This is a genomic window from Campylobacter sp. CNRCH_2014_0184h (assembly GCF_025772985.1).
Lineage (GTDB): Bacteria > Campylobacterota > Campylobacteria > Campylobacterales > Campylobacteraceae > Campylobacter_D.
The window spans coordinates 50,561-68,377 of sequence record NZ_JAKMTB010000002.1; the positions used below are offsets into that span (position 1 = coordinate 50,561).

Here is a 17,817-nt window from a genome sequence, read left to right on the forward strand (position 1 = left end):
TTTTATATTGAGGGAATACTATGAAAAAAATCGTATTTTTAATGCTAGCTTTAAGTGGTTTTGCATTCGCTGCTGAAGGCTCTATGAATCAATGGTTAGCTTCTTTTTCTATCTTAGCAGCAGGTTTAGGACTTGGCGTTGCAGCTTTAGGTGGTGCTATTGGTATGGGTAATACTGCGGCAGCAACTATAGCAGGTACTGCTAGAAACCCTGGTCTTGGTGGTAAATTAATGACTACTATGTTTATTGCTTTAGCGATGATTGAAGCTCAAGTTATCTATGCACTTGTTATTGCTCTTATCGCTCTTTATGCTAATCCATTCCAAGCATTAGTAGCAGCTTAATTATAAAAGCCCTTTTTAGGGCTTTATGCGGTTATGGTGAAACTGGTAGACACGCCATCTTGAGGGGGTGGTGCGCTCAGCGTGTGCGAGTTCAAATCTCGCTAACCGCACCATTTAAGGAATTTTAAAAAATGGTTTTTTATCTCTTAATTAGTGCAATAGCTTTTTTAATTCTTTTTTTTGCTATTAAAAAATATACACTAAAATTAGATGAGCAAGCCTTACTTGAACCCATTAAAAATGATATTTATCCTGAGTTTTGTGATCTTATTAACGAAGAAATAAGAAATATCAAAAACAATCTTTTACAAAACACTTTTACACTTCAAAATGAAAATAATAAAGATGAATTTTTGGAAAATTTAAGCGATATGAGCAGAAAGCTTAACCATATTCAAACTATGAATTTAAGTAAAAAAAGCAATGCTTTGTGGGAAGAAGCTCTTTTTGACTTTTTAAAAGAGCTCGAAAAGCTTAATGAACAATACTTAAAGAATAGTGATGAGATTAATGATTCAATCAGAACTTCTTTGCAAGAAAAATTTTCTAATTTAACAAAAAACTAACACAAACAAATTATTTATTTCAAAAAACACTTTATAATTTTAAGCTATTTTTATAAAGGAAATTCATGTTTGTCAATAAGAAAAAAATCAATGAGCAAATTATTCAATTAGAACACTCTAATCAAGCTTTTCAAGATATACTTAATGCTATTAGCAAAACCATGGCGATGATAGAATTTCAAACAGATGGGACCATCATTAGCGCTAATGAAAATTTTCTAAAAACTATGAATTACTCTCTAGATGAAATTAAAGGAAAACACCATAGTATGTTTTGCTTACCTGAAGTAGTAAAGTCTCAACGCTATGTTGATTTTTGGAGAGATTTAAAAGGTGGCAAATCAAGAAATGGTCTTTTTAGACGCATCGCAAAAGGTGGAAAAGACATTTATCTTGAAGCTAATTATCTTCCTATTTTAGATCAAAATAACAAAGTATATAAGGTTATTAAATTCGCCAATGACATTACTCAAAGGCACTATGAAATGCTTGATTTAAAAAACACCATAGATGCAGCTAATCGTTCTATGGCTATTATTGAATTTAATCCTTATGGAGAGATTTTAAATGCTAATGAAAACTTCACTCAAACTATGGGTTATTCACTAAATGAAATCAAAGGAAAACACCATAGTATGTTTTGCGAAGAAAAGTTTAGAAACTCAAAAGAATATACAATTTTTTGGGAAGAATTAAGAAGTGGTAAATTCCAATCAGGAAAATTTATACGCTTTGGTAAAAACAATAAACTAATCCACCTAGAAGCAAGCTATAATCCTATCAAAAATGATGATGGAGAAATTTATAAAGTTATTAAATTTGCAACAGATATTACCGAGCAAGTTGTAAGAGATGAGGAAAAACTAAAGCTCATTAGCGAACTAGCAGAACAAAATGATAATTTAACACAAGAAGGCGATAGTGTTATAGAAAATACGGTTCAAAATATTCAAAATATTGCCGAGATGATGAATAATAGTAGTAATTTAGTTTCATCATTAAATGAACAATCAGAAGAAATCAAAAATATCATTCAAACTATTAGTGATATAGCAGATCAAACCAATCTTTTAGCGCTAAATGCTGCCATAGAAGCAGCGCGTGCTGGAGAACATGGACGTGGTTTTGCCGTGGTTGCTGATGAAGTTAGAAATCTAGCTGAAAGAACTGGACATTCAGTAAATGAAATTACTACTACCATTAATTCTATTAGAAATGTAACAGCTGAAGTGGTACAAAGTATTAAAGATGGTTTAAGTGGTGTAAATCAAAGTGTGGATTTAGCCAAAGAAGCTAGAGAATGTATGGAAAAAATTAGAAATAGCTCAGCTCAAGTAGCACAAGCTATGCAAAATAAATAAGAGTTTTTAGCTCAAAAGCTAAAAACTTTTCCTGCTATAAAGCTTTTTTCTACCTTACCTTGCAAGGTATCATTTGCATATAAACCTTCCCCTTTAAAAGAAAGATTTTCTTCAAATACAACTAAATCAGCATCAAAACCAAGTTCTATTTTACCTTTGTTTAATCCTAAAAATTGCGCTTGATTATAGCTTGTAAAATCACATAATTCTTTCCAAGTTAAAATACCTTCTTTTACTAAATATGTAAAACATAAACTCATATACATAGCTATGGCATTAACTCCAAAATCTGCTTCATCAAAAGCTAAATCTTTTTTAGTGCTAGGAGTATGTAAAGAACTTAAGAAAGTAATTTTTTTATTTTGAAGTAATTTTTTAAGGCTTATTAATTCATCTTTTGCTCTTAAAGGAGGTAAGATTTTTGCTTGAGTGTTGAAATTTTCACATATACTTTCATCTTTGATTAAATGATGAATTGAAATTTCACTATATTGATCATGCAATAATTCAAATGATCTTGCAATTGCTAAAGAGCTAAAACAAGCTTTGTTTTTATAAAACTCCACCAATTCTTTCATTTTTGCTACTTCACTAGTCTCAGCTATATCACTAATTCCTATAAGTCCTAATTCAAAACTTGTTTGCCCATCATTCATCACCCCATGATCATCAAAACTCTCATCAAAACACTTTAAAAACACAGGAGTTGATTTCATATTAGCATATTGCATACATTGTCTTAAATAATTTGCACCTAAAGTACTTGAAAGTTCCAAGCCTTTTACACCCATATCAATTAAGGTGGCGATATTTTTTAATTTTTCTGTTTTATCTAATACATTAATAGTAGGTAAAACATTAATATCTAAAGATTTTAATTTATCAAAATAAAGTGCATAGCCTTGAGTGTTAGCTTCTAAACTATCTTTTAAAACAATAGTCCCTACCCCGCCTTTTAAGCATGCTTTTTCAAGATCATATAATTTATCTATACTAAATTCATTATCAAGTAAACTAACATTTAAATCAATAAACGAAGGAAGCAAAGTTTTGCCTTTTATATCAACAATACACTCATCATTATTTAAATCATTGGCAATTTGAGTGATTTTTCCATCTTCTATTTTAAGATCAAGTACTTGTTCACCATAAATTTTTGCATTTTTGATAATCATGATATTTCCTCCTTTGATGACATCAAATCTTTCAAAGATTCCCAAGCATTTTTACCCTCTAGCATTAAAACCACTTCATTGACAATCGGGGTATAAATTTGAAATTGCTTTGATAAGGCATGTATGGCATAAGCAGTTTGCACTCCTTCGGCTACCTCTCCAAGCTCCATTAAAATATCTTTTATATTTTTGCCACTAGCCAAACTCAAACCTACTCTATAATTTCTTGATAGATTGCTTGAAGCTGTTAAAAATAAATCTCCAGCCCCACTAAGTCCTAAAAATGTTTCTTCTTTAGCACTAAAAAACTGCCCAAAACGGTGCATTTCTACTAAACCTCTTGAGACTAAAGAAGCTCTTGCATTATTGCCTAAATTTAAGCCATCACAAACTCCGCTTGCAATTGCTAAAACATTCTTATAAGCACCACAAATTTCAGCACCTTTAACATCAGAACTTGTATAGGTTTTAATATAGTTTGGAAAAAAACTCGCAAATTGATTACAAAGTTCTTGATTTTTACCACTAATAACCAAAGCACAAGGTTTTTTCTCTAGCACTTCGCTTGCAAAAGAAGGTCCACTTAAAAAACAAAGTCTATCACTACTTATGAACTCACCAAAAACCTCATCCATAAATTTTAAACTTTTGCAATCAATGCCCTTAGAAGCTACAAGAATTTTTTGATTTAAATCTTTAAAATTATTTACAAGCCATTCATGTATTCCTTGAGCATATAAAACAAAAACCAAATATTCATATTCTAAAGCTTCTTTGGTGCTAACAAAATAAGAAAGATCTTTTTCGTGAAAAGAAGTTATCACGCATTCATTTTTAACACTCAATGCATCATATAAAGCACTTCCCCATTTTCCTGCACCAATAACTGCTATTTTCATATTTAACCAAGTTTTGCTTTTAAAATTTCATTTACCTTAGCAGGATTAAATGCACCCTTGCCTGCTTTCATTGCCTGACCGACAAAGAAACCAAAAAGCTTATCTTTGCCACTTTTATATTCAGCTACTTTATCTTCGTTGTTTGCTAAAATTTCATCAACAATCTTTTCAATAGCACCATCATCGCTTACTTGTTTTAAACCAAGTTTTTCAATAGCATTATCAATTTCAACTTCTGTATTTTCAAACACATAAGCTAAAATATCCTTACCTGCTTTAGCGCTAATAACACCTTCTTCTATACGCTTGATTAAAACAGCTAATTTTTCTTGTTTTATAGGTGAGTTTTCTATAGTTAACTCACCTTTTAAAAGTCCCATTAACTCAGTTGTAAGCCAAGTAACACAAAGTTTTGGATTTAATTTTTGATCAATTAAATACTCAAAATATCTACAAAGCTCTAATGAAGAAACAATCACTTCACTATCGCTTTCTTTAATACCTAACTCACTAACAAATCTAGCTTTTTTCTCATCAGGAAGTTCAGGTATATCTTGATTTAGCATTTCATCATCTAAAATTACTGGTAAAAGATCAGGATCAGGAAAGTATCTATATTCAGCAGAATCTTCCTTACCTCTCATACTTCTAGTAACCAAATTAACCGTATCAAATAATCTTGTTTCTTGCACAACTTCTTGATCGTATTTTCCATCTTCCCAAGCTTCACTTTGGCGTTTTACTTCATACTCAATCGCCTTTTGGATAAAACGGAATGAATTTAAATTTTTAATCTCCACTCTAGTATAAAGCTTATCATCACCCTTTGGACGAATACTAACATTAGCATCACATCTAAAACTACCTTCTTGCATATTTGCATCTGAAATATCTAAAAATCTTATAATAGAATGAAGCTTTTTCAAATAAGCCACTGCTTCATCAGAACTTCTAAGTTCAGGCTCGCTAACGATTTCAAGCAAAGGTGTACCTGCTCTATTTAAATCTACTTTTGAAAAATTACTTTCATGTATATTTTTCCCCGCATCTTCTTCTAAATGAGCTCTAGTAATACCTATGCGTTTATTTTCTCCATTTACATTAATAAACAGCTCACCATTTTCTACTATAGGAATGTCAAATTGCGAAATTTGATAAGCCTTTGGTAAATCGGGATAAAAATAATTTTTTCTATTAAAAATACTTTTTTTATTTATAGTTGCATTAACTGCTTTTCCAAATGCTATAGCTTTTTTCACTGCTTCTTGATTTAATACAGGCAAAGCACCTGGTAAAGCTAAACATGTTGGGCATACATTAGTATTTGATTTTTCTCCAAAAGAAGTTGCACATGAACAAAAGATTTTTGTTTTGGTATTTAATTGTGCATGAACTTCAAGTCCTATAACAACTTCAAACATTAAAATTTTCCTTAGAATTTTTTGTTTATTCTAGCGTTTTTTATTTCAAAAAGAGTTTAAAAAAGAATAAAAGAGGAATATTAAAAAAGAAAAAAGCAAAAAATATTTTTTGCTTTTTAAAAATTAATGATGTTCATCAACTACAGTTGCACCTGCTAAATAAACATAAGTTAAAATCATAAAAATAAAAGATTGTAAAAATGCCATAAAAGTTAGAAGCATATAAGCAGGTAGTGGTGCAACCCAAGGCACAAGAGCTAAAATAACTGCTAAGAATAAATCATCTCCTTTGATATTACCAAATAAACGGAAAGATAAAGAAATAACTCTTGAAAAATGAGAAACCACTTCTATAGGAAACATTAAAGGTGCTAGAATTTTAACAGGTCCCATAAAATGTGCAAAATACTTAAAAAATCCTTGAGTTCTAATGCCTTCAAAATGATAATACACAAATACTATAATAGCCAAAGAAGCACTAAAATTTAAACTAGCACTTGGAGCTTCAAAACCTGGGATAATTCCTATGATATTACTAAAAAACACCATAAAACCTATAGTTGCAACCAAAGGTAAATATTTTCTAGCAGCTTCATCACTACCCATGGTATCTCTACCCATGCTTAAAATGCCTTCCATATAAGCCTCAGCTAAATTCTGACTACCTCTTGGGACAATTTGCATGGATCTTGTAGCAAGTTTTGCTAAAATTAAAGAAATCACAACCACTATACCCAAATGAAAAAAGTATGCAAAAGTGTGACTAGAATCTATAAAAGAACTAAATAAAAATAAATCTTTCATTAAAAATCCTTAGCAAAATAAATATTTTAAAGCTAATATTATAAAAAAAAATTGCTTATATTTTAATGAAAATTCATTTTATTAGCGCAAAAATATCCTCCTAAAATCGCACCTGTAAAACCACCGCCAGGAAATATAAAAGCATTAGCAAAATACAAATTTTCTATACTTTTACTTTTATAATGCAATCTATATTTAACCCCTTCTTGATCTTGAGAAAATCCATAAATTGTACCCTCATAAGCTTTGGTATATCTTTGTATAGTTTTTGGCGTAGCTAATTCTTGATGGATTAAGTGTGAACTTAAATTTGGAAATATCTCATCTAGTCTTTGCACTATAGCTTTTAATACTTCTTCTTTTTTAGCTTTATAATCTTGTTTATTTAAATCCCATTCACTATAATTTGAACTAAAAGCTACAACACCTATGTATTTATCGCTAGCTAAACCACTATCAATTTTAGAATAATTCACAAAAGCCATAGGTCTTTTTTTGATATCTAATTTTAAAATATTAGTATTTTCATATGAACTATTTAAAAAATCATCTTCAAATATAAAATTGCAATAATCCATATTTTCATAAATTTTAGAAATATCTTTATCATAAATAAAATAAGCACTTACCAAAGAACAAGCACGCTTTTTAGACTCTATTGCTTTGATTTCTTGGGTTAAGTTTAAATCTTTAAGCAAGTCTTTATATACGATTAAAGGATCACAATTTGCAATGATATTTTGCGCATAGATGGTGTGTTTTTGATTATTTTGAATGTATTCTACTCCATAAGCTTTTTGATCTTTTGTGAGTATTTTAACAACTTCAGCCTTAACTAAAACCTGTCCTTGATTTTCTTTTATAACCTCAGCCAAAGCATCACTTAAAGCTTGTGAGCCACCTTTAATATATACCCCACCATCATAATAATGCTTTTGAGCAATGCCATGAAAACTAAAAATAAATTCCTTACTATCATGATGATAATAACTCATATTTGCATTTAAAATCTTTTTTAACTTATCATTTTTAATATAAGCATTTAAAACATCATAAACTTTTTTATTAAACAATCTATTTTTGATAAATATCCAAGAAGTGCTAAATGGAAATAACAATAATTCACTTAATTTTAAATCCCAAGGAAACCTTCGAATAGCATAAGCTTGCGTTTTTATAGCTTTAAAATATTTATCAATGCCTTTGCATTCTTGTGGAAATTCTTTTTTCAAAACCTCTTTTACGTTTTCTATACCATGAGGCAAAGTTAGATTATAATTTTTACTTTTAATACTCCATGCACTTGGTAAAAGTAAAATTTCAATTTTATTCTTTATACCAAGTTTTTCAAAAATCAAATGCTTCATATCAGTTTTTGCTTCACCTAGGTCCATTTCATGAAGCCCCGCATCAATCAAAGCACCTTTTCTTTTAAAACAAGTAGCACAACCACCAATTAAAGAATGCTGTTCTAAAACTAAAACTTTTTTACCATTTCTAGCTAAAAAAGCACCCGCGCTTAAGCCTCCAAGTCCTGAACCTATAATGATTACATCAAATTTTACATCCATTCTAAAACCTCACGTAATTCTTTAGCTACAAAACATTTTAAACCAAGTTCTTCCATAGGTTTAACCGGCACTATGGCATTTTTAAATTTTTGCATTTTAGCTTCTTTTAAACGCACATCAAGTGAAAATACTTCTTTAATCTCACCATTTAAACTAAGCTCACCCACAAAAACACTATCTTTGCTTAAAGGGCGGTTTTTAAAACTTGAAATAATCGCTGCAACCACCGCTAAATCTGCCGCAGTTTCGCTAATTTTCACCCCACCACTTACATTAATAAATACATCATAATGCCCCAAAGGAATTTCAAGCTTTCTCTCAAGTAAAGCTATGAGCATATCTAAACGATTTTTTTCATAGCCTGTTGCACTACGCTTTGGGTAAGCACTCTCACAAACTAAGGCTTGAATTTCTAGCACTAAGGCTCTGCTTCCTTCCATCACTACACTCAAAGCGCTACCACTTACTGCCTTACCACGCGTAAAAAATCTATTAGCTATGTCTTTAGCACTAATTAAACCCTTAGAAGTCATTTCAAAAATACCAACTTCGGAAATATTTCCAAAACGATTTTTAAAACCTCTTAAAATCCTTATTTCTTTATTAGCATCGCCTTCAAAATAAAGCACTACATCTACCATATGCTCTAAAATTCTAGGTCCAGCTATAGCTCCATCTTTAGTGATATGTCCTATGATAAAAGTGCTAATATTATTAGCCTTAGAATAGCGCATTAACTCAAAAGTAATTTCTCTAACTTGAGTGATACTACCTGCTGCTGAAGTAATTTTATTAGAATATAAAGTTTGAATAGAATCAATAATTAAAATTTCATAATCTTTTTTAGAAAGCTCGCTTAAAATATCTTCCAAGCAAAGTTCAGTAAGTAAAAATAAATTCTCACAATTTGCATTCAAACGATCTGCGCGCAGTTTGATTTGAGATTTACTCTCCTCTCCACTTACATAAAGTACTTTTTTACCACTTTTTGCCAAATTAGAAGCAATTTTTAATAAAAGTGTGGATTTTCCAACCCCAGGTGAACCCCCAATTAACACCAAAGAACCCACAACAAGCCCACCACCTAAAACTAAATCAAGTTCATTATCATCAGTGCTAATACGTGTAAAATTTTCTGCTATAACATCATTTATACATACTGCAGAACTTGGAGTGTTTGAGAGTGAATTTAACTCTTTTAAAACCTTAATTTGTTCTTGCTTTAACTCAATAAAACTATCCCAAGAACCACATTCAGGACATTTACCTAGCCATTTACTTTGCTGATTTCCACAAGCTTGACATTCAAATAAAATATGTTTTTTAGCCATAAATTATGCAAAAATCTCTTCAACTAAAGTTTTAACGTATTCATTAGGATTAAACTCATGAATTTGTCCTAGCTGCTCCCCTACTCCTACATATAAAATAGGAAGCTCAAGTTCTCTTGCTATGCTAAATAAAGCTCCACCTTTAGCGGTTCCATCAAGTTTTGTAATAATCACTCCATCAAGTTTTACTAAATCATTAAAAGCTTTTGCTTGCAAAATTCCTGCCACACCTTGAGTGCCATCAAGTACAAGGATTTTTCTATGAGGAGCTCCCTGCATAGCTTTATCACTTATACGAACAATTTTTTCAAGCTCATTAGCAAGATTTTTTTGATTTTGCAAGCGTCCTGCTGTATCTAAAATAACCCTATCATAGTTTTTTGCCAAAGCTTTAGAAATAGCATCATAAGCAACTGCTGAAGGATCGTGTCCTTGTGAAGTAGCTATGATATCTATATCTAATTTTTGCGCCCATAATTTTAACTGCTCTATAGCTCCTGCCCTAAAAGTATCACAAGCTCCAAGTATAACCTTTTCACCATTTTCTTTATGCAAATGTGCCATTTTAGCAATGCTTGTGGTCTTACCCACTCCATTTACACCTAAAATCAAATCCACAAAAGGTTTGGCATTAGCAAGTTCTGGCTTATCATAAATAAAATAAGTTCCCATAACACGTTCTAAATCAGCCTTTTTAACCTCATCATTTGGAGGAAGATAGTAAATAATCTCTTCAACTATTTCATACGCCACATCAGCTTCTAAAAGCATTTCTTCAAGCAAATCTTTAGTAATGATTTTATTTGAAGCCTTAACTAAATGAATACTTTCTAAGGTTTTTTTCAAACCATTTTTTAAAAATCCAAACATCACATTATCGCTTTTTGTATATCTATATCTAACATTTCTTCAGGGATTATCCCTAAATACTCTTTAATTTTTTCACCTTTTGTATTAAATAACACCATTGTTGGTACAGAACTGACATTTAAAACTTTAGAAAAAACAAAATTATTCTCTCCTATAGCTACTGGAAATTTAATTTTTTCATCTTCTATAAAAGTTAATATTTCTTGCTCCTTATTCTCTTCTAAAAAAAGCGCTATTACTTCAAATCTATCTTGATATTTTTTATTTAGATTATTTAAATGTGGAATTTGAGCCTTACAAGGTGCACACCAAGTCGTAAAAAAAACAAACAACTTAGCTTTAGCTGTATCATCAAAATTAAATGCTTGCTCATGATATTTCACATACATTTTTCTACCATCTAAAAATTTTAAAGTAAAATCAGTATTTTCACTTTGAGTTAAACTTGCATTGTCTGTATTTTCAATGCTAGAATTTTCTTTATCACTCGAACATGAAGTAAAAAATATCATAATAAAAATTACTAAAAAAATTTTAAATTTCAAATCTTATCCTTATGATTTTTTAAGCTTAAAAGTATAACATAAAAAGTTAAAAACTTTAAGGAAAGCCTTGATAAAAAACAATTTTAGAATAAAACAAAAATCCAAAATGCATTTAAAATTAAAGTATCAATACAAAAGGGATTTTTTGGTTTTTCAAGAAATAATGAAAATTCTAAATTTATACAAAAATTGTAAAAATATTCTTATATATATCCCTTTAAAATATGAAATTAATCTTTATAAATTTAGACATTTTCTAACAAAAAAATATCAAATTTTCGTCCCATTTATGCAAGATAAAAGTTTAAAGGTAGTAAAATTAAGATTAGCTCTTGAAAAAAAGAGCTTTGGGGTGTATGAGCCAAAAGATTCTTTTTTGCAAACTCGCATTGATGTTGCGATTATCCCTGTAATAGGCGTAGATGCAAAGTTAGGAAGAATCGGTCATGGTCAAGGTTTTTACGATAGGTTTTTTGAAAGCATTTCTTATAAAAAGCCTTTAGTTATTTTCACGCAAATGATCGATGCAAAATCTGATCAATTTTTTAGCCAAGATCATGATATAAAAGGAAATTTTTATATAAACCCTTATAAAAAATATTTTAGGAAAGTTAAAAACAATGATAGAAATATTAGTCGCATTAATAGCCGTTTTTATAGGCGGAGGGATTGGGTATATAGTCGCCAAAAAGATTAATGATGCAAATTTCAATATCTTTTTAGAGCAAGCAAAAGCAAAAGCAAAAGCCATTGAATATGAAGCTGAACTAACACTTAAAGATGCTAAAAATTCGGTTGCTGAAGCTGAATTTGCGGCAAAGAAAAAATTTGATGAAAAAATTCAAAAACTTCAAAAAGAACATTCTATTAAGCTAGAAGAGCTTAATAAAAAAGAACAAAATCTTCATTATCAAGAAAAACTTCATGAGGAAAATAAAAACAAGTTAGCAAAAGAACAGCAAGCTATAAAAGCTTTACACGAGGAAAATGAAAATTTAAAACAAAATTATGAAACAAAGCTTAGTGAAGTATTAAAAATTCTTGAGCATTCAGCTGGTCTTACACAAGAAGAAGCAAAAAATATAGTTTTACAAAAAGTAGAAGAAAACTCAAGAGCTGAAATTGCTCATATTGTTAGAAAATACGAAGAAGAAGCTAGAAATGAAGCCAAAAGAAAAGCTAATTTTATCTTAGCGCAAGCTACTTCAAGATTTGCAGGAGAATTTGCTGCTGAAAGATTAATCAATGTAGTAAATATCAAAAATGATGAGCTAAAAGGTCGTATTATAGGTAAAGAAGGAAGAAATGTTAAAACCTTAGAAATGGTTTTGGGTGTTGATATTATCATTGATGATACACCTGGAGCGATTATAGTAAGTTGTTTTAATCTATATAGACGCGCCATTGCTACAAAAGTGATTGAACTTTTAGTTGAAGATGGCAGAATTCAACCTGCAAAAATAGAAGAAATTCATGAAAAAGTTTGCAAAGAATTTGAAGATAATATCTTAGAAGAAGGTCAAACTATAGTAATGGATCTAGGACTTAATAATATACATCCTGAAATTGTTAAATTAATAGGAAAATTAAGATATAGAGCAAGTTATGGCCAAAATGCTCTAGCACATTCTTTAGAAGTGGCACATTTAGCTGGAATCATAGCAGCTGAGTGTGGTGGGGATGAAAAATTAGCAAGAAGAGCTGGGATTTTACACGATATAGGCAAGGCTTTAACACATGAATTTGAAGGTTCTCATGTGGATTTAGGAGCTGAACTTTGTAAAAGATATAAAGAACATCCTGTTGTAATTAATGCAATTTATGCTCATCATGGGCATGAAGAAGCTATTAGCATAGAATCAGCTGCAGTTTGTACAGCAGATACACTAAGCGCTGCACGCCCTGGTGCAAGACGTGAAGTTTTAGAAGCCTTCTTAAAAAGAGTGAGCGAACTTGAAGATATAGCAAAAAGTAAAGAAGGGGTTAAAAAAGCTTATGCTATTAATGCTGGCAGGGAAATTAGAGTTATTGTTAATGCAAAATTAGTCAATGATGATGAATCTGTGCTTTTAGCTAAAGAAATAGCTGAAGAGATTCAAGAAAAAGTTCAATACCCTGGCGAAATAAAAGTCAATGTCATCAGAGAGCTTAGAGCGATTGATTTTGCAAGATAAGGTTTTTCATGCAAGAAATGATAGATAATCTAAGTACTTATGGCTATTTGATTTTATTTTTTTATTCTTTTGGTGGAGGTATGGTTGCTATACTTGCTGCAGGAGTGCTTTGTGCAAGTTCTACTAAACTTGATTTGCATTTATGTATATTTTTAGCCTTTTTAGCTAATACCATAGGCTCAACCTTGTTGTTTATCTTGGGAAAATACTACAAAAAAGACATAATGCCTTATTTTAAAAATCATAGAAGAAAAATCGCTCTTGCTATGATGAAAATCAAAAAATACGGCGACTTGCTTTTAGTGGTGCAAAAATTTATCTATGGAGTAAAAACCATCATTCCTATAGCAGCAGGTCTTTGTAAATTTAGCTTTGTAAGATTTTTTATCATCAATACCTTAGCTAGTTTAATTTGGGCTGTTATTTTAGGTTATGCTGGTTTTATTTTTGGAAATACCCTAAAAGAAGCTTTTGAAACATTTGCCAACTATCCTTACATAGCTCCTGTTTTTATAATCACTTTAATTTTTATTATATGGTTATATTTATCACGCTTTTCTAAGAAAAAATGAGTTTAAAATTCTCTATAAAAGAAACTTATAGAGAATTTTTTATTTTATTATTATGTTTTTTAGTAATTTTTAGTTTAAATCTCATCTATGAGTATAAAAAATATCAAAATTTTAAACTTACTAAGCATTTATTACTTAAAGATAACATTGTTTTATCTTCTTATGAAAAAACTAATAAAAAAGGTAAAAAATATCAAGTTTTAAAACTCAAAAATTCTGATTTTATTTTTTACACCACTAGCTTTAAAGATCTCAATTTAAGTAAAAATGACATGATAAATCTTAGAATTATCACTAAAAATATTAACTTTAAAGATTATCTTAGTAAAAGTTTTTATGCACCAAGTTATGATTTTAACAAAACTAAAACACAAAAAGAAAATACACTAATAAGATATTTTTTAAATCAACATCAAAATGAAAAAATCAAAGAATTTTACGGTGCTTTATTTTTTGCCAAAAATGTATCAAGTGAGCTTAGAAATGATGTAAATTTTTACAATATCGCACATTTAATTGCTATTAGTGGATATCATTTGGGCTTGTTATTTAGTTTTTGCTTTTTGATTTTTGCTCCTTTATATGCTTTTTTTCATAAACGATACTTCCCTTATAGAAGTTTAAAACTTGATATTAGTATTTTTGCTTTCTCACTTTTAATTTTTTATATATTTTTAATAGACTTTAGCCCTTCTTATACAAGAGCTTTACTGATGAGTCTTTTTGCTTTTTATTTATTTAGTAAAAATATTAAAATACTCAGTTTTAAATTTTTATTTTTAAGTATAGCATTTTGTATTAGCATTTTTCCAAAACTTCTTTTTAGTGTTGGATTTTTATTTTCTATTTTGGGAGTTTTTTATATTTATTTATATCTTCATCATTTTAAAGATCAATTTTCAAATTTTACTCATGTTTTTTTGCTAAATATTTGGACCTTTTTAGCAATGATTATCCCTGTCTTATACTTTTTTCCTCTACTTAGCTTTCAGCAATTTTTAGCCATACCTTTAAGTTTAGCCTTTATAATATTTTATCCTTTGGTTTTAATCTTGCATATTTTTTCTTATGGAAATTTATTAGATTTATATTTAATGCATTTTTTTGAGTTTAAAATGCATGCGATTAATCTATCAATATCTTTTATGTTTTATTGTATTTATTTAATTTTATCTTTAATCGCTATATTTAATAAATACTTAGCTCTTTTTGTAGTTTCTCTTGGGTTTATTCCCTTTATTTTCTTGATTTAAAAGTAAATAAGCCTTTAATCCCAAAAGATAAATAATCCAAGATATATAAATCCACAAAAAGAAAAATAATATTACAGAAAAAGAACCATATACATTTAAATAAGTTTTATTATATACAGCATAATACACAAAAATCATCTTAGAAATATACCAAATCACAGAAGCACCAAAAGAACTAATAAGCAAAGTTTTTAAATCACCTTTTTTGCTTACTGAACTTGAATAAGATACAAAAAACAAAGCCCATACAATCACATAGGGTAAAATCTCAAAAAAATTTAAAGCAATATTAAAATCATCTAAGGTTTTTTGTATAAAACCTGAAATATAAAAACTCACCCCAAGTCCAAGTGGAGTTAAAGTTGCCAAAGTCCAATAAGAACTTATACTGTGCCAAAGACTTTTAGAATCTTCTTCTAAAAGCTTATTAATCACATAATCATAACCTGAAAAAAACGCCAAAGAAGTCAAAGTCATAGCAAAAAGCCCTATAAGTCCTAAATTTACGCTGTTTTTTAAAAATGTATTGATATATTGTATGATTAATTCTTGTTGAGTTGGGATTAAAAAAGTAAAAATTAAATTTTTAATTTTTTCTTGATACATTTCAAAACTTGGAATTTGAGTAAAAACCCAAAAACACAAAAACAAAAGTGGTATTAAAGATAAGATAGTATAAAAACTCAAGGCCGCAGCATAATTTAAAATTTCTTTATCTCTTAAAGCCAAAAGAATTTTAAAAAAGTTTTTAAAATTCATCAAAGTCCCATTTTGAAAGGATTGAGTATATTATTTGGATCAAATGCTTTTTTGATATTTCTCATTAAGTCCATTTCAGCTTCGCTAAAAGCAAGCTTCATAAAAGGAGCTTTTGAAATGCCTATACCATGTTCTCCACTTAAAGTCCCACCCAAAGAAACTGTAAGCTTAAACACCTCTTCTACAGCTTCATAACCTTTTTTAACTAACTCAGGATTATTTTTATCACTTACCATTACATTAGTATGCACATTCCCATCACCAGTATGACCAAAACAAGGGATTTTAAAACCATATTTTTTAGAAATTTCAGCAATACCTTTTAAAAGTTTAGGTAGTTTTGAACGCGGTACTGTGATATCTTCATTAAGCTTTAAATTTCCATACATTGCTATGCTTTGAGAGCAATTTCTTCTAGCAAACCAAATATCAGCTGCTTCTTGTTCATCTTTTGCTATTTTAAACTCTCTTACGCCAGATTCATAAAAACTCTCTTGCAAGATTTTTAAATCTGCTTCAATAGCCTCTTCTACATTACCATCTACATCGGCGATTAAAATCGCACCCGCATCCATAGGTAAACCTTTTTGGAATTTTTGTTCCAATGCTTGTATGCTTAATTGATCTAAAAATTCCATAGATACAGGAGTTACACCTTTAGCTAAAGTTTTATAAACTGCATTCATCGCTTCATCAATGCTGTTAAAAATCCCCATAGCTGTCTTTTTAAACTTTGGCAAAGCAACTAGTTTTAAAGTAATCTCGCTAAGCACAGCCAAAGATCCCTCACTTGCTATTAAAATTCCAGCTAGATTATAACCTGCCACATCTTTTATGGTTTTTTTACCTGCTCTAATGATTTCTCCATTAGGTAAAACTGCTCTTAAAGCCATTACATAATCTTTAGTTATACCATACTTAGCAGCCCTCATACCCCCTGCATTTTCGCTTACATTGCCCCCTAAAGAAGAATACTCCATACTAGCAGGATCAGGTGGATAAAATAAGCCATATTCTTTTACTTTTTCTTGTAAAGCCACATTTATCACACCAGGTTGTACCACTGCGACTAAATTTTCAAGATCAATTTCTAAAATCTTATTCATATGCTTTTCAAAGCTTAGCACCACTCCGCCATTAACAGCCAAGCTTCCACCGGTAAATCCGCTGCCTGAGCCCCTAGGAATGACGATGATTTTATTTTCATTACAATATTTTAGAATTTGACTAATATCATTTTCATCTCTTGGGAAAAGCACTCCATCAGGCAAATAATGCTTTTTAGTAGCATCATAACTATACGCTCTTTTATGGATAGGATCAAAATGTGCATTTTCAACCCCTAAAAGATCTTGAAAGAATTTTTGATGAATTTCTTGCATTATTTTTCTCTAGTTAAGCTAATTAATTTTTCATAATATACATAATAATTTCCAATAGCCTCATCATTTAAGCTAAAAATATCACTTTTATAACCTGTAATTCTTGAATAAAATGGAATTTGCAAACTTTGAGCTTGCGGTATGGCAAATTCTTCTACCTTGCCAAAATCTTGACAATCAACTATCTCAGCTTTATTTTCTAAAGCTACTACTAAAAGCCCTACAGCATTTTTTGAACAAAAAGATCTAAAATCTGATCTTCTTGGAGTTTGGCGGTATTCTTGTATCATATGCGCACCAAATAAATCAGGATGTAAAAAATAAATTCCATTTAATTTTTGAGCTATAAAATCATACACACTTTTATCAGGAGCTACAATCAAAGCTCTATCGTATAAATAATTTAAAACTATTTTATCCCCTACTTGTGGCAATACATTTGGCAAAGGCATAGCATCTTGAGCTAGCATATCAAAAACTTTAAATTGTAATTTAACCAAGCCATTTTCACGCCCTATTACACTAGCTCTTGCAATGATAGATTTTTGTGTATCAATTTCATGCACAACTATACCACTTGAGTGCAATAAAATTCTAGGATCATCTTTTATATAACCATAAATATCATCTACTTTTTCAAGTTTTGTTTGTATTAAATCAAAATTTTTAGCTTGTAAAAATGCTAAAAAACAGCAAAGCATTAAGATAATTCTTGACAATTTATACTCCTTAAAAAGTGTAAAAAATAAATTATATTGTTTTTTCCTTACAAAATTGTAAGAAAAATTAA

17 protein-coding genes, 1 tRNA gene and 2 pseudogenes are annotated in these 17,817 nt (G+C 29.8%); 9 read left to right on the top strand and 11 right to left on the bottom strand.

Features of this window, described 5'->3' with window-relative positions:
• The first annotated feature begins 20 nt into the window (after positions 1 to 20).
• The 5 genes and pseudogenes from L8X36_RS02275 to L8X36_RS08110 all read left to right on the top strand — a co-directional run.
• Positions 21 to 344, top strand: a complete 324-nt coding sequence (locus L8X36_RS02275) for a F0F1 ATP synthase subunit C (RefSeq protein WP_012661906.1) — start codon at positions 21 to 23, stop codon at positions 342 to 344.
• A gap of 27 nt (positions 345 to 371) precedes the next feature.
• A tRNA-Leu gene (locus L8X36_RS02280) sits at positions 372 to 457 on the top strand.
• A gap of 18 nt (positions 458 to 475) precedes the next feature.
• Positions 476 to 910: a hypothetical protein gene (locus tag L8X36_RS02285; protein WP_263663465.1), complete on the top strand. Its 435-nt coding sequence runs from the start codon at positions 476 to 478 to the stop codon at positions 908 to 910.
• A 167-nt stretch (positions 911 to 1,077) separates the two neighbouring features.
• Positions 1,078 to 1,743 (top strand): annotated as a pseudogene (locus tag L8X36_RS08105) (PAS domain-containing protein); the annotation flags it as partial.
• A 102-nt stretch (positions 1,744 to 1,845) separates the two neighbouring features.
• Positions 1,846 to 2,271 (top strand): annotated as a pseudogene (locus tag L8X36_RS08110) (methyl-accepting chemotaxis protein); the annotation flags it as partial.
• An 11-nt stretch (positions 2,272 to 2,282) separates the two neighbouring features.
• On the opposite strand, the gene L8X36_RS02295 reads toward L8X36_RS08110, so the two are convergent.
• From L8X36_RS02295 to L8X36_RS02330, 8 genes are all read right to left on the bottom strand, one after another.
• The gene (locus tag L8X36_RS02295) at positions 2,283 to 3,446 is read right to left on the bottom strand and encodes a metal-dependent hydrolase (RefSeq protein WP_263682352.1); all 1,164 of its coding nucleotides are present in this window, start codon (positions 3,444 to 3,446) and stop codon (positions 2,283 to 2,285) included.
• Positions 3,443 to 4,345, bottom strand: a complete 903-nt coding sequence (locus L8X36_RS02300) for an NAD(P)H-dependent glycerol-3-phosphate dehydrogenase (RefSeq protein WP_263682353.1) — start codon at positions 4,343 to 4,345, stop codon at positions 3,443 to 3,445. Before L8X36_RS02300 ends, L8X36_RS02295 begins: the two co-directional genes overlap by 4 nt.
• A gap of 2 nt (positions 4,346 to 4,347) precedes the next feature.
• Positions 4,348 to 5,766, bottom strand: a complete 1,419-nt coding sequence (gatB, locus tag L8X36_RS02305) for an Asp-tRNA(Asn)/Glu-tRNA(Gln) amidotransferase subunit GatB (protein ID WP_263682354.1) — start codon at positions 5,764 to 5,766, stop codon at positions 4,348 to 4,350.
• A gap of 123 nt (positions 5,767 to 5,889) precedes the next feature.
• On the bottom strand, positions 5,890 to 6,570 hold the full coding sequence (locus tag L8X36_RS02310; protein ID WP_039668715.1) for a F0F1 ATP synthase subunit A: 681 nt from the start codon (positions 6,568 to 6,570) through the stop codon (positions 5,890 to 5,892).
• A gap of 62 nt (positions 6,571 to 6,632) precedes the next feature.
• A complete protein-coding gene (locus L8X36_RS02315; RefSeq protein WP_263682355.1) occupies positions 6,633 to 8,141 on the bottom strand; it encodes a phytoene desaturase family protein in 1,509 nt (502 codons plus the stop codon).
• Positions 8,132 to 9,472 (bottom strand): DNA repair protein RadA, encoded by a 1,341-nt coding sequence (gene radA / locus L8X36_RS02320; protein ID WP_263682356.1) that lies wholly within the window; start codon positions 9,470 to 9,472, stop codon positions 8,132 to 8,134. Before radA ends, L8X36_RS02315 begins: the two co-directional genes overlap by 10 nt.
• Before the next feature lie 3 nt (positions 9,473 to 9,475).
• Positions 9,476 to 10,342 carry a signal recognition particle-docking protein FtsY gene (ftsY, locus tag L8X36_RS02325; protein ID WP_220517071.1) on the bottom strand — a complete coding sequence of 289 codons (867 nt, stop codon included), beginning with the start codon at positions 10,340 to 10,342 and terminating at the stop codon, positions 9,476 to 9,478.
• Entirely contained in the window at positions 10,342 to 10,887 is a 546-nt protein-coding gene (locus L8X36_RS02330; RefSeq protein ID WP_263682357.1) for a TlpA family protein disulfide reductase, read from the bottom strand. Before L8X36_RS02330 ends, ftsY begins: the two co-directional genes overlap by 1 nt.
• A 67-nt stretch (positions 10,888 to 10,954) precedes the next feature.
• Here L8X36_RS02330 and L8X36_RS02335 point away from each other — a divergent pair, with 67 nt between their 5' ends.
• From L8X36_RS02335 to L8X36_RS02350, 4 genes are read left to right on the top strand one after another with little or no spacing between them, the layout of a single operon-like run.
• Entirely contained in the window at positions 10,955 to 11,584 is a 630-nt protein-coding gene (locus tag L8X36_RS02335) for a 5-formyltetrahydrofolate cyclo-ligase (protein WP_214124961.1), read from the top strand.
• Positions 11,508 to 13,061: a ribonuclease Y gene (gene rny / locus L8X36_RS02340; RefSeq protein WP_039628788.1), complete on the top strand. Its 1,554-nt coding sequence runs from the start codon at positions 11,508 to 11,510 to the stop codon at positions 13,059 to 13,061. The genes L8X36_RS02335 and rny overlap by 77 nt, the downstream gene beginning before the upstream one ends.
• 8 nt (positions 13,062 to 13,069) lie before the next feature.
• Complete coding sequence (locus L8X36_RS02345) at positions 13,070 to 13,633, top strand: DedA family protein (protein ID WP_263682358.1); 564 nt, start codon at positions 13,070 to 13,072, stop codon at positions 13,631 to 13,633.
• A complete protein-coding gene (locus L8X36_RS02350) occupies positions 13,630 to 14,886 on the top strand; it encodes a ComEC/Rec2 family competence protein (RefSeq protein WP_263682359.1) in 1,257 nt (418 codons plus the stop codon). Before L8X36_RS02345 ends, L8X36_RS02350 begins: the two co-directional genes overlap by 4 nt.
• Here L8X36_RS02350 and L8X36_RS02355 read toward each other — a convergent pair.
• Genes L8X36_RS02355 through L8X36_RS02365 form a run of 3 tightly spaced genes read right to left on the bottom strand, consistent with a single transcriptional unit; the run spans position 14,833 to position 17,737 of the window.
• Positions 14,833 to 15,645, bottom strand: a complete 813-nt coding sequence (locus L8X36_RS02355) for a YihY/virulence factor BrkB family protein (RefSeq protein WP_263663453.1) — start codon at positions 15,643 to 15,645, stop codon at positions 14,833 to 14,835. The two genes, L8X36_RS02350 and L8X36_RS02355, sit on opposite strands and share 54 nt — an antisense overlap.
• Positions 15,645 to 17,027, bottom strand: coding sequence for an FAD-linked oxidase C-terminal domain-containing protein (locus L8X36_RS02360; protein WP_263682360.1), 1,383 nt, complete (start codon positions 17,025 to 17,027; stop codon positions 15,645 to 15,647). The genes L8X36_RS02355 and L8X36_RS02360 overlap by 1 nt, the downstream gene beginning before the upstream one ends.
• Positions 17,027 to 17,737, bottom strand: a complete 711-nt coding sequence (locus tag L8X36_RS02365; RefSeq protein WP_412175325.1) for a plasminogen-binding N-terminal domain-containing protein — start codon at positions 17,735 to 17,737, stop codon at positions 17,027 to 17,029. The genes L8X36_RS02360 and L8X36_RS02365 overlap by 1 nt, the downstream gene beginning before the upstream one ends.
• Positions 17,738 to 17,817: the final 80 nt, after the last annotated feature.

Bases quoted from the DNA above. Each gene is read 5' to 3' on its own strand.
- L8X36_RS02275 (WP_012661906.1), top strand. From the start codon at position 21: ATGAAAAAAATCGTATTTTTAATGCTAGCTTTAAGTGGTTTTGCATTC.
- L8X36_RS02285 (WP_263663465.1), top strand. From the start codon at position 476: ATGGTTTTTTATCTCTTAATTAGTGCAATAGCTTTTTTAATTCTTTTT.
- L8X36_RS02295 (WP_263682352.1), bottom strand. From the start codon at position 3,446: ATGATTATCAAAAATGCAAAAATTTATGGTGAACAAGTACTTGATCTT.
- L8X36_RS02300 (WP_263682353.1), bottom strand. From the start codon at position 4,345: ATGAAAATAGCAGTTATTGGTGCAGGAAAATGGGGAAGTGCTTTATAT.
- gatB (WP_263682354.1), bottom strand. From the start codon at position 5,766: ATGTTTGAAGTTGTTATAGGACTTGAAGTTCATGCACAATTAAATACC.
- L8X36_RS02310 (WP_039668715.1), bottom strand. From the start codon at position 6,570: ATGAAAGATTTATTTTTATTTAGTTCTTTTATAGATTCTAGTCACACT.
- L8X36_RS02315 (WP_263682355.1), bottom strand. From the start codon at position 8,141: ATGGATGTAAAATTTGATGTAATCATTATAGGTTCAGGACTTGGAGGC.
- radA (WP_263682356.1), bottom strand. From the start codon at position 9,472: ATGGCTAAAAAACATATTTTATTTGAATGTCAAGCTTGTGGAAATCAG.
- ftsY (WP_220517071.1), bottom strand. From the start codon at position 10,342: ATGTTTGGATTTTTAAAAAATGGTTTGAAAAAAACCTTAGAAAGTATT.
- rny (WP_039628788.1), top strand. From the start codon at position 11,508: ATGATAGAAATATTAGTCGCATTAATAGCCGTTTTTATAGGCGGAGGG.
- L8X36_RS02345 (WP_263682358.1), top strand. From the start codon at position 13,070: ATGCAAGAAATGATAGATAATCTAAGTACTTATGGCTATTTGATTTTA.
- L8X36_RS02350 (WP_263682359.1), top strand. From the start codon at position 13,630: ATGAGTTTAAAATTCTCTATAAAAGAAACTTATAGAGAATTTTTTATT.
- L8X36_RS02355 (WP_263663453.1), bottom strand. From the start codon at position 15,645: ATGAATTTTAAAAACTTTTTTAAAATTCTTTTGGCTTTAAGAGATAAA.
- L8X36_RS02360 (WP_263682360.1), bottom strand. From the start codon at position 17,027: ATGCAAGAAATTCATCAAAAATTCTTTCAAGATCTTTTAGGGGTTGAA.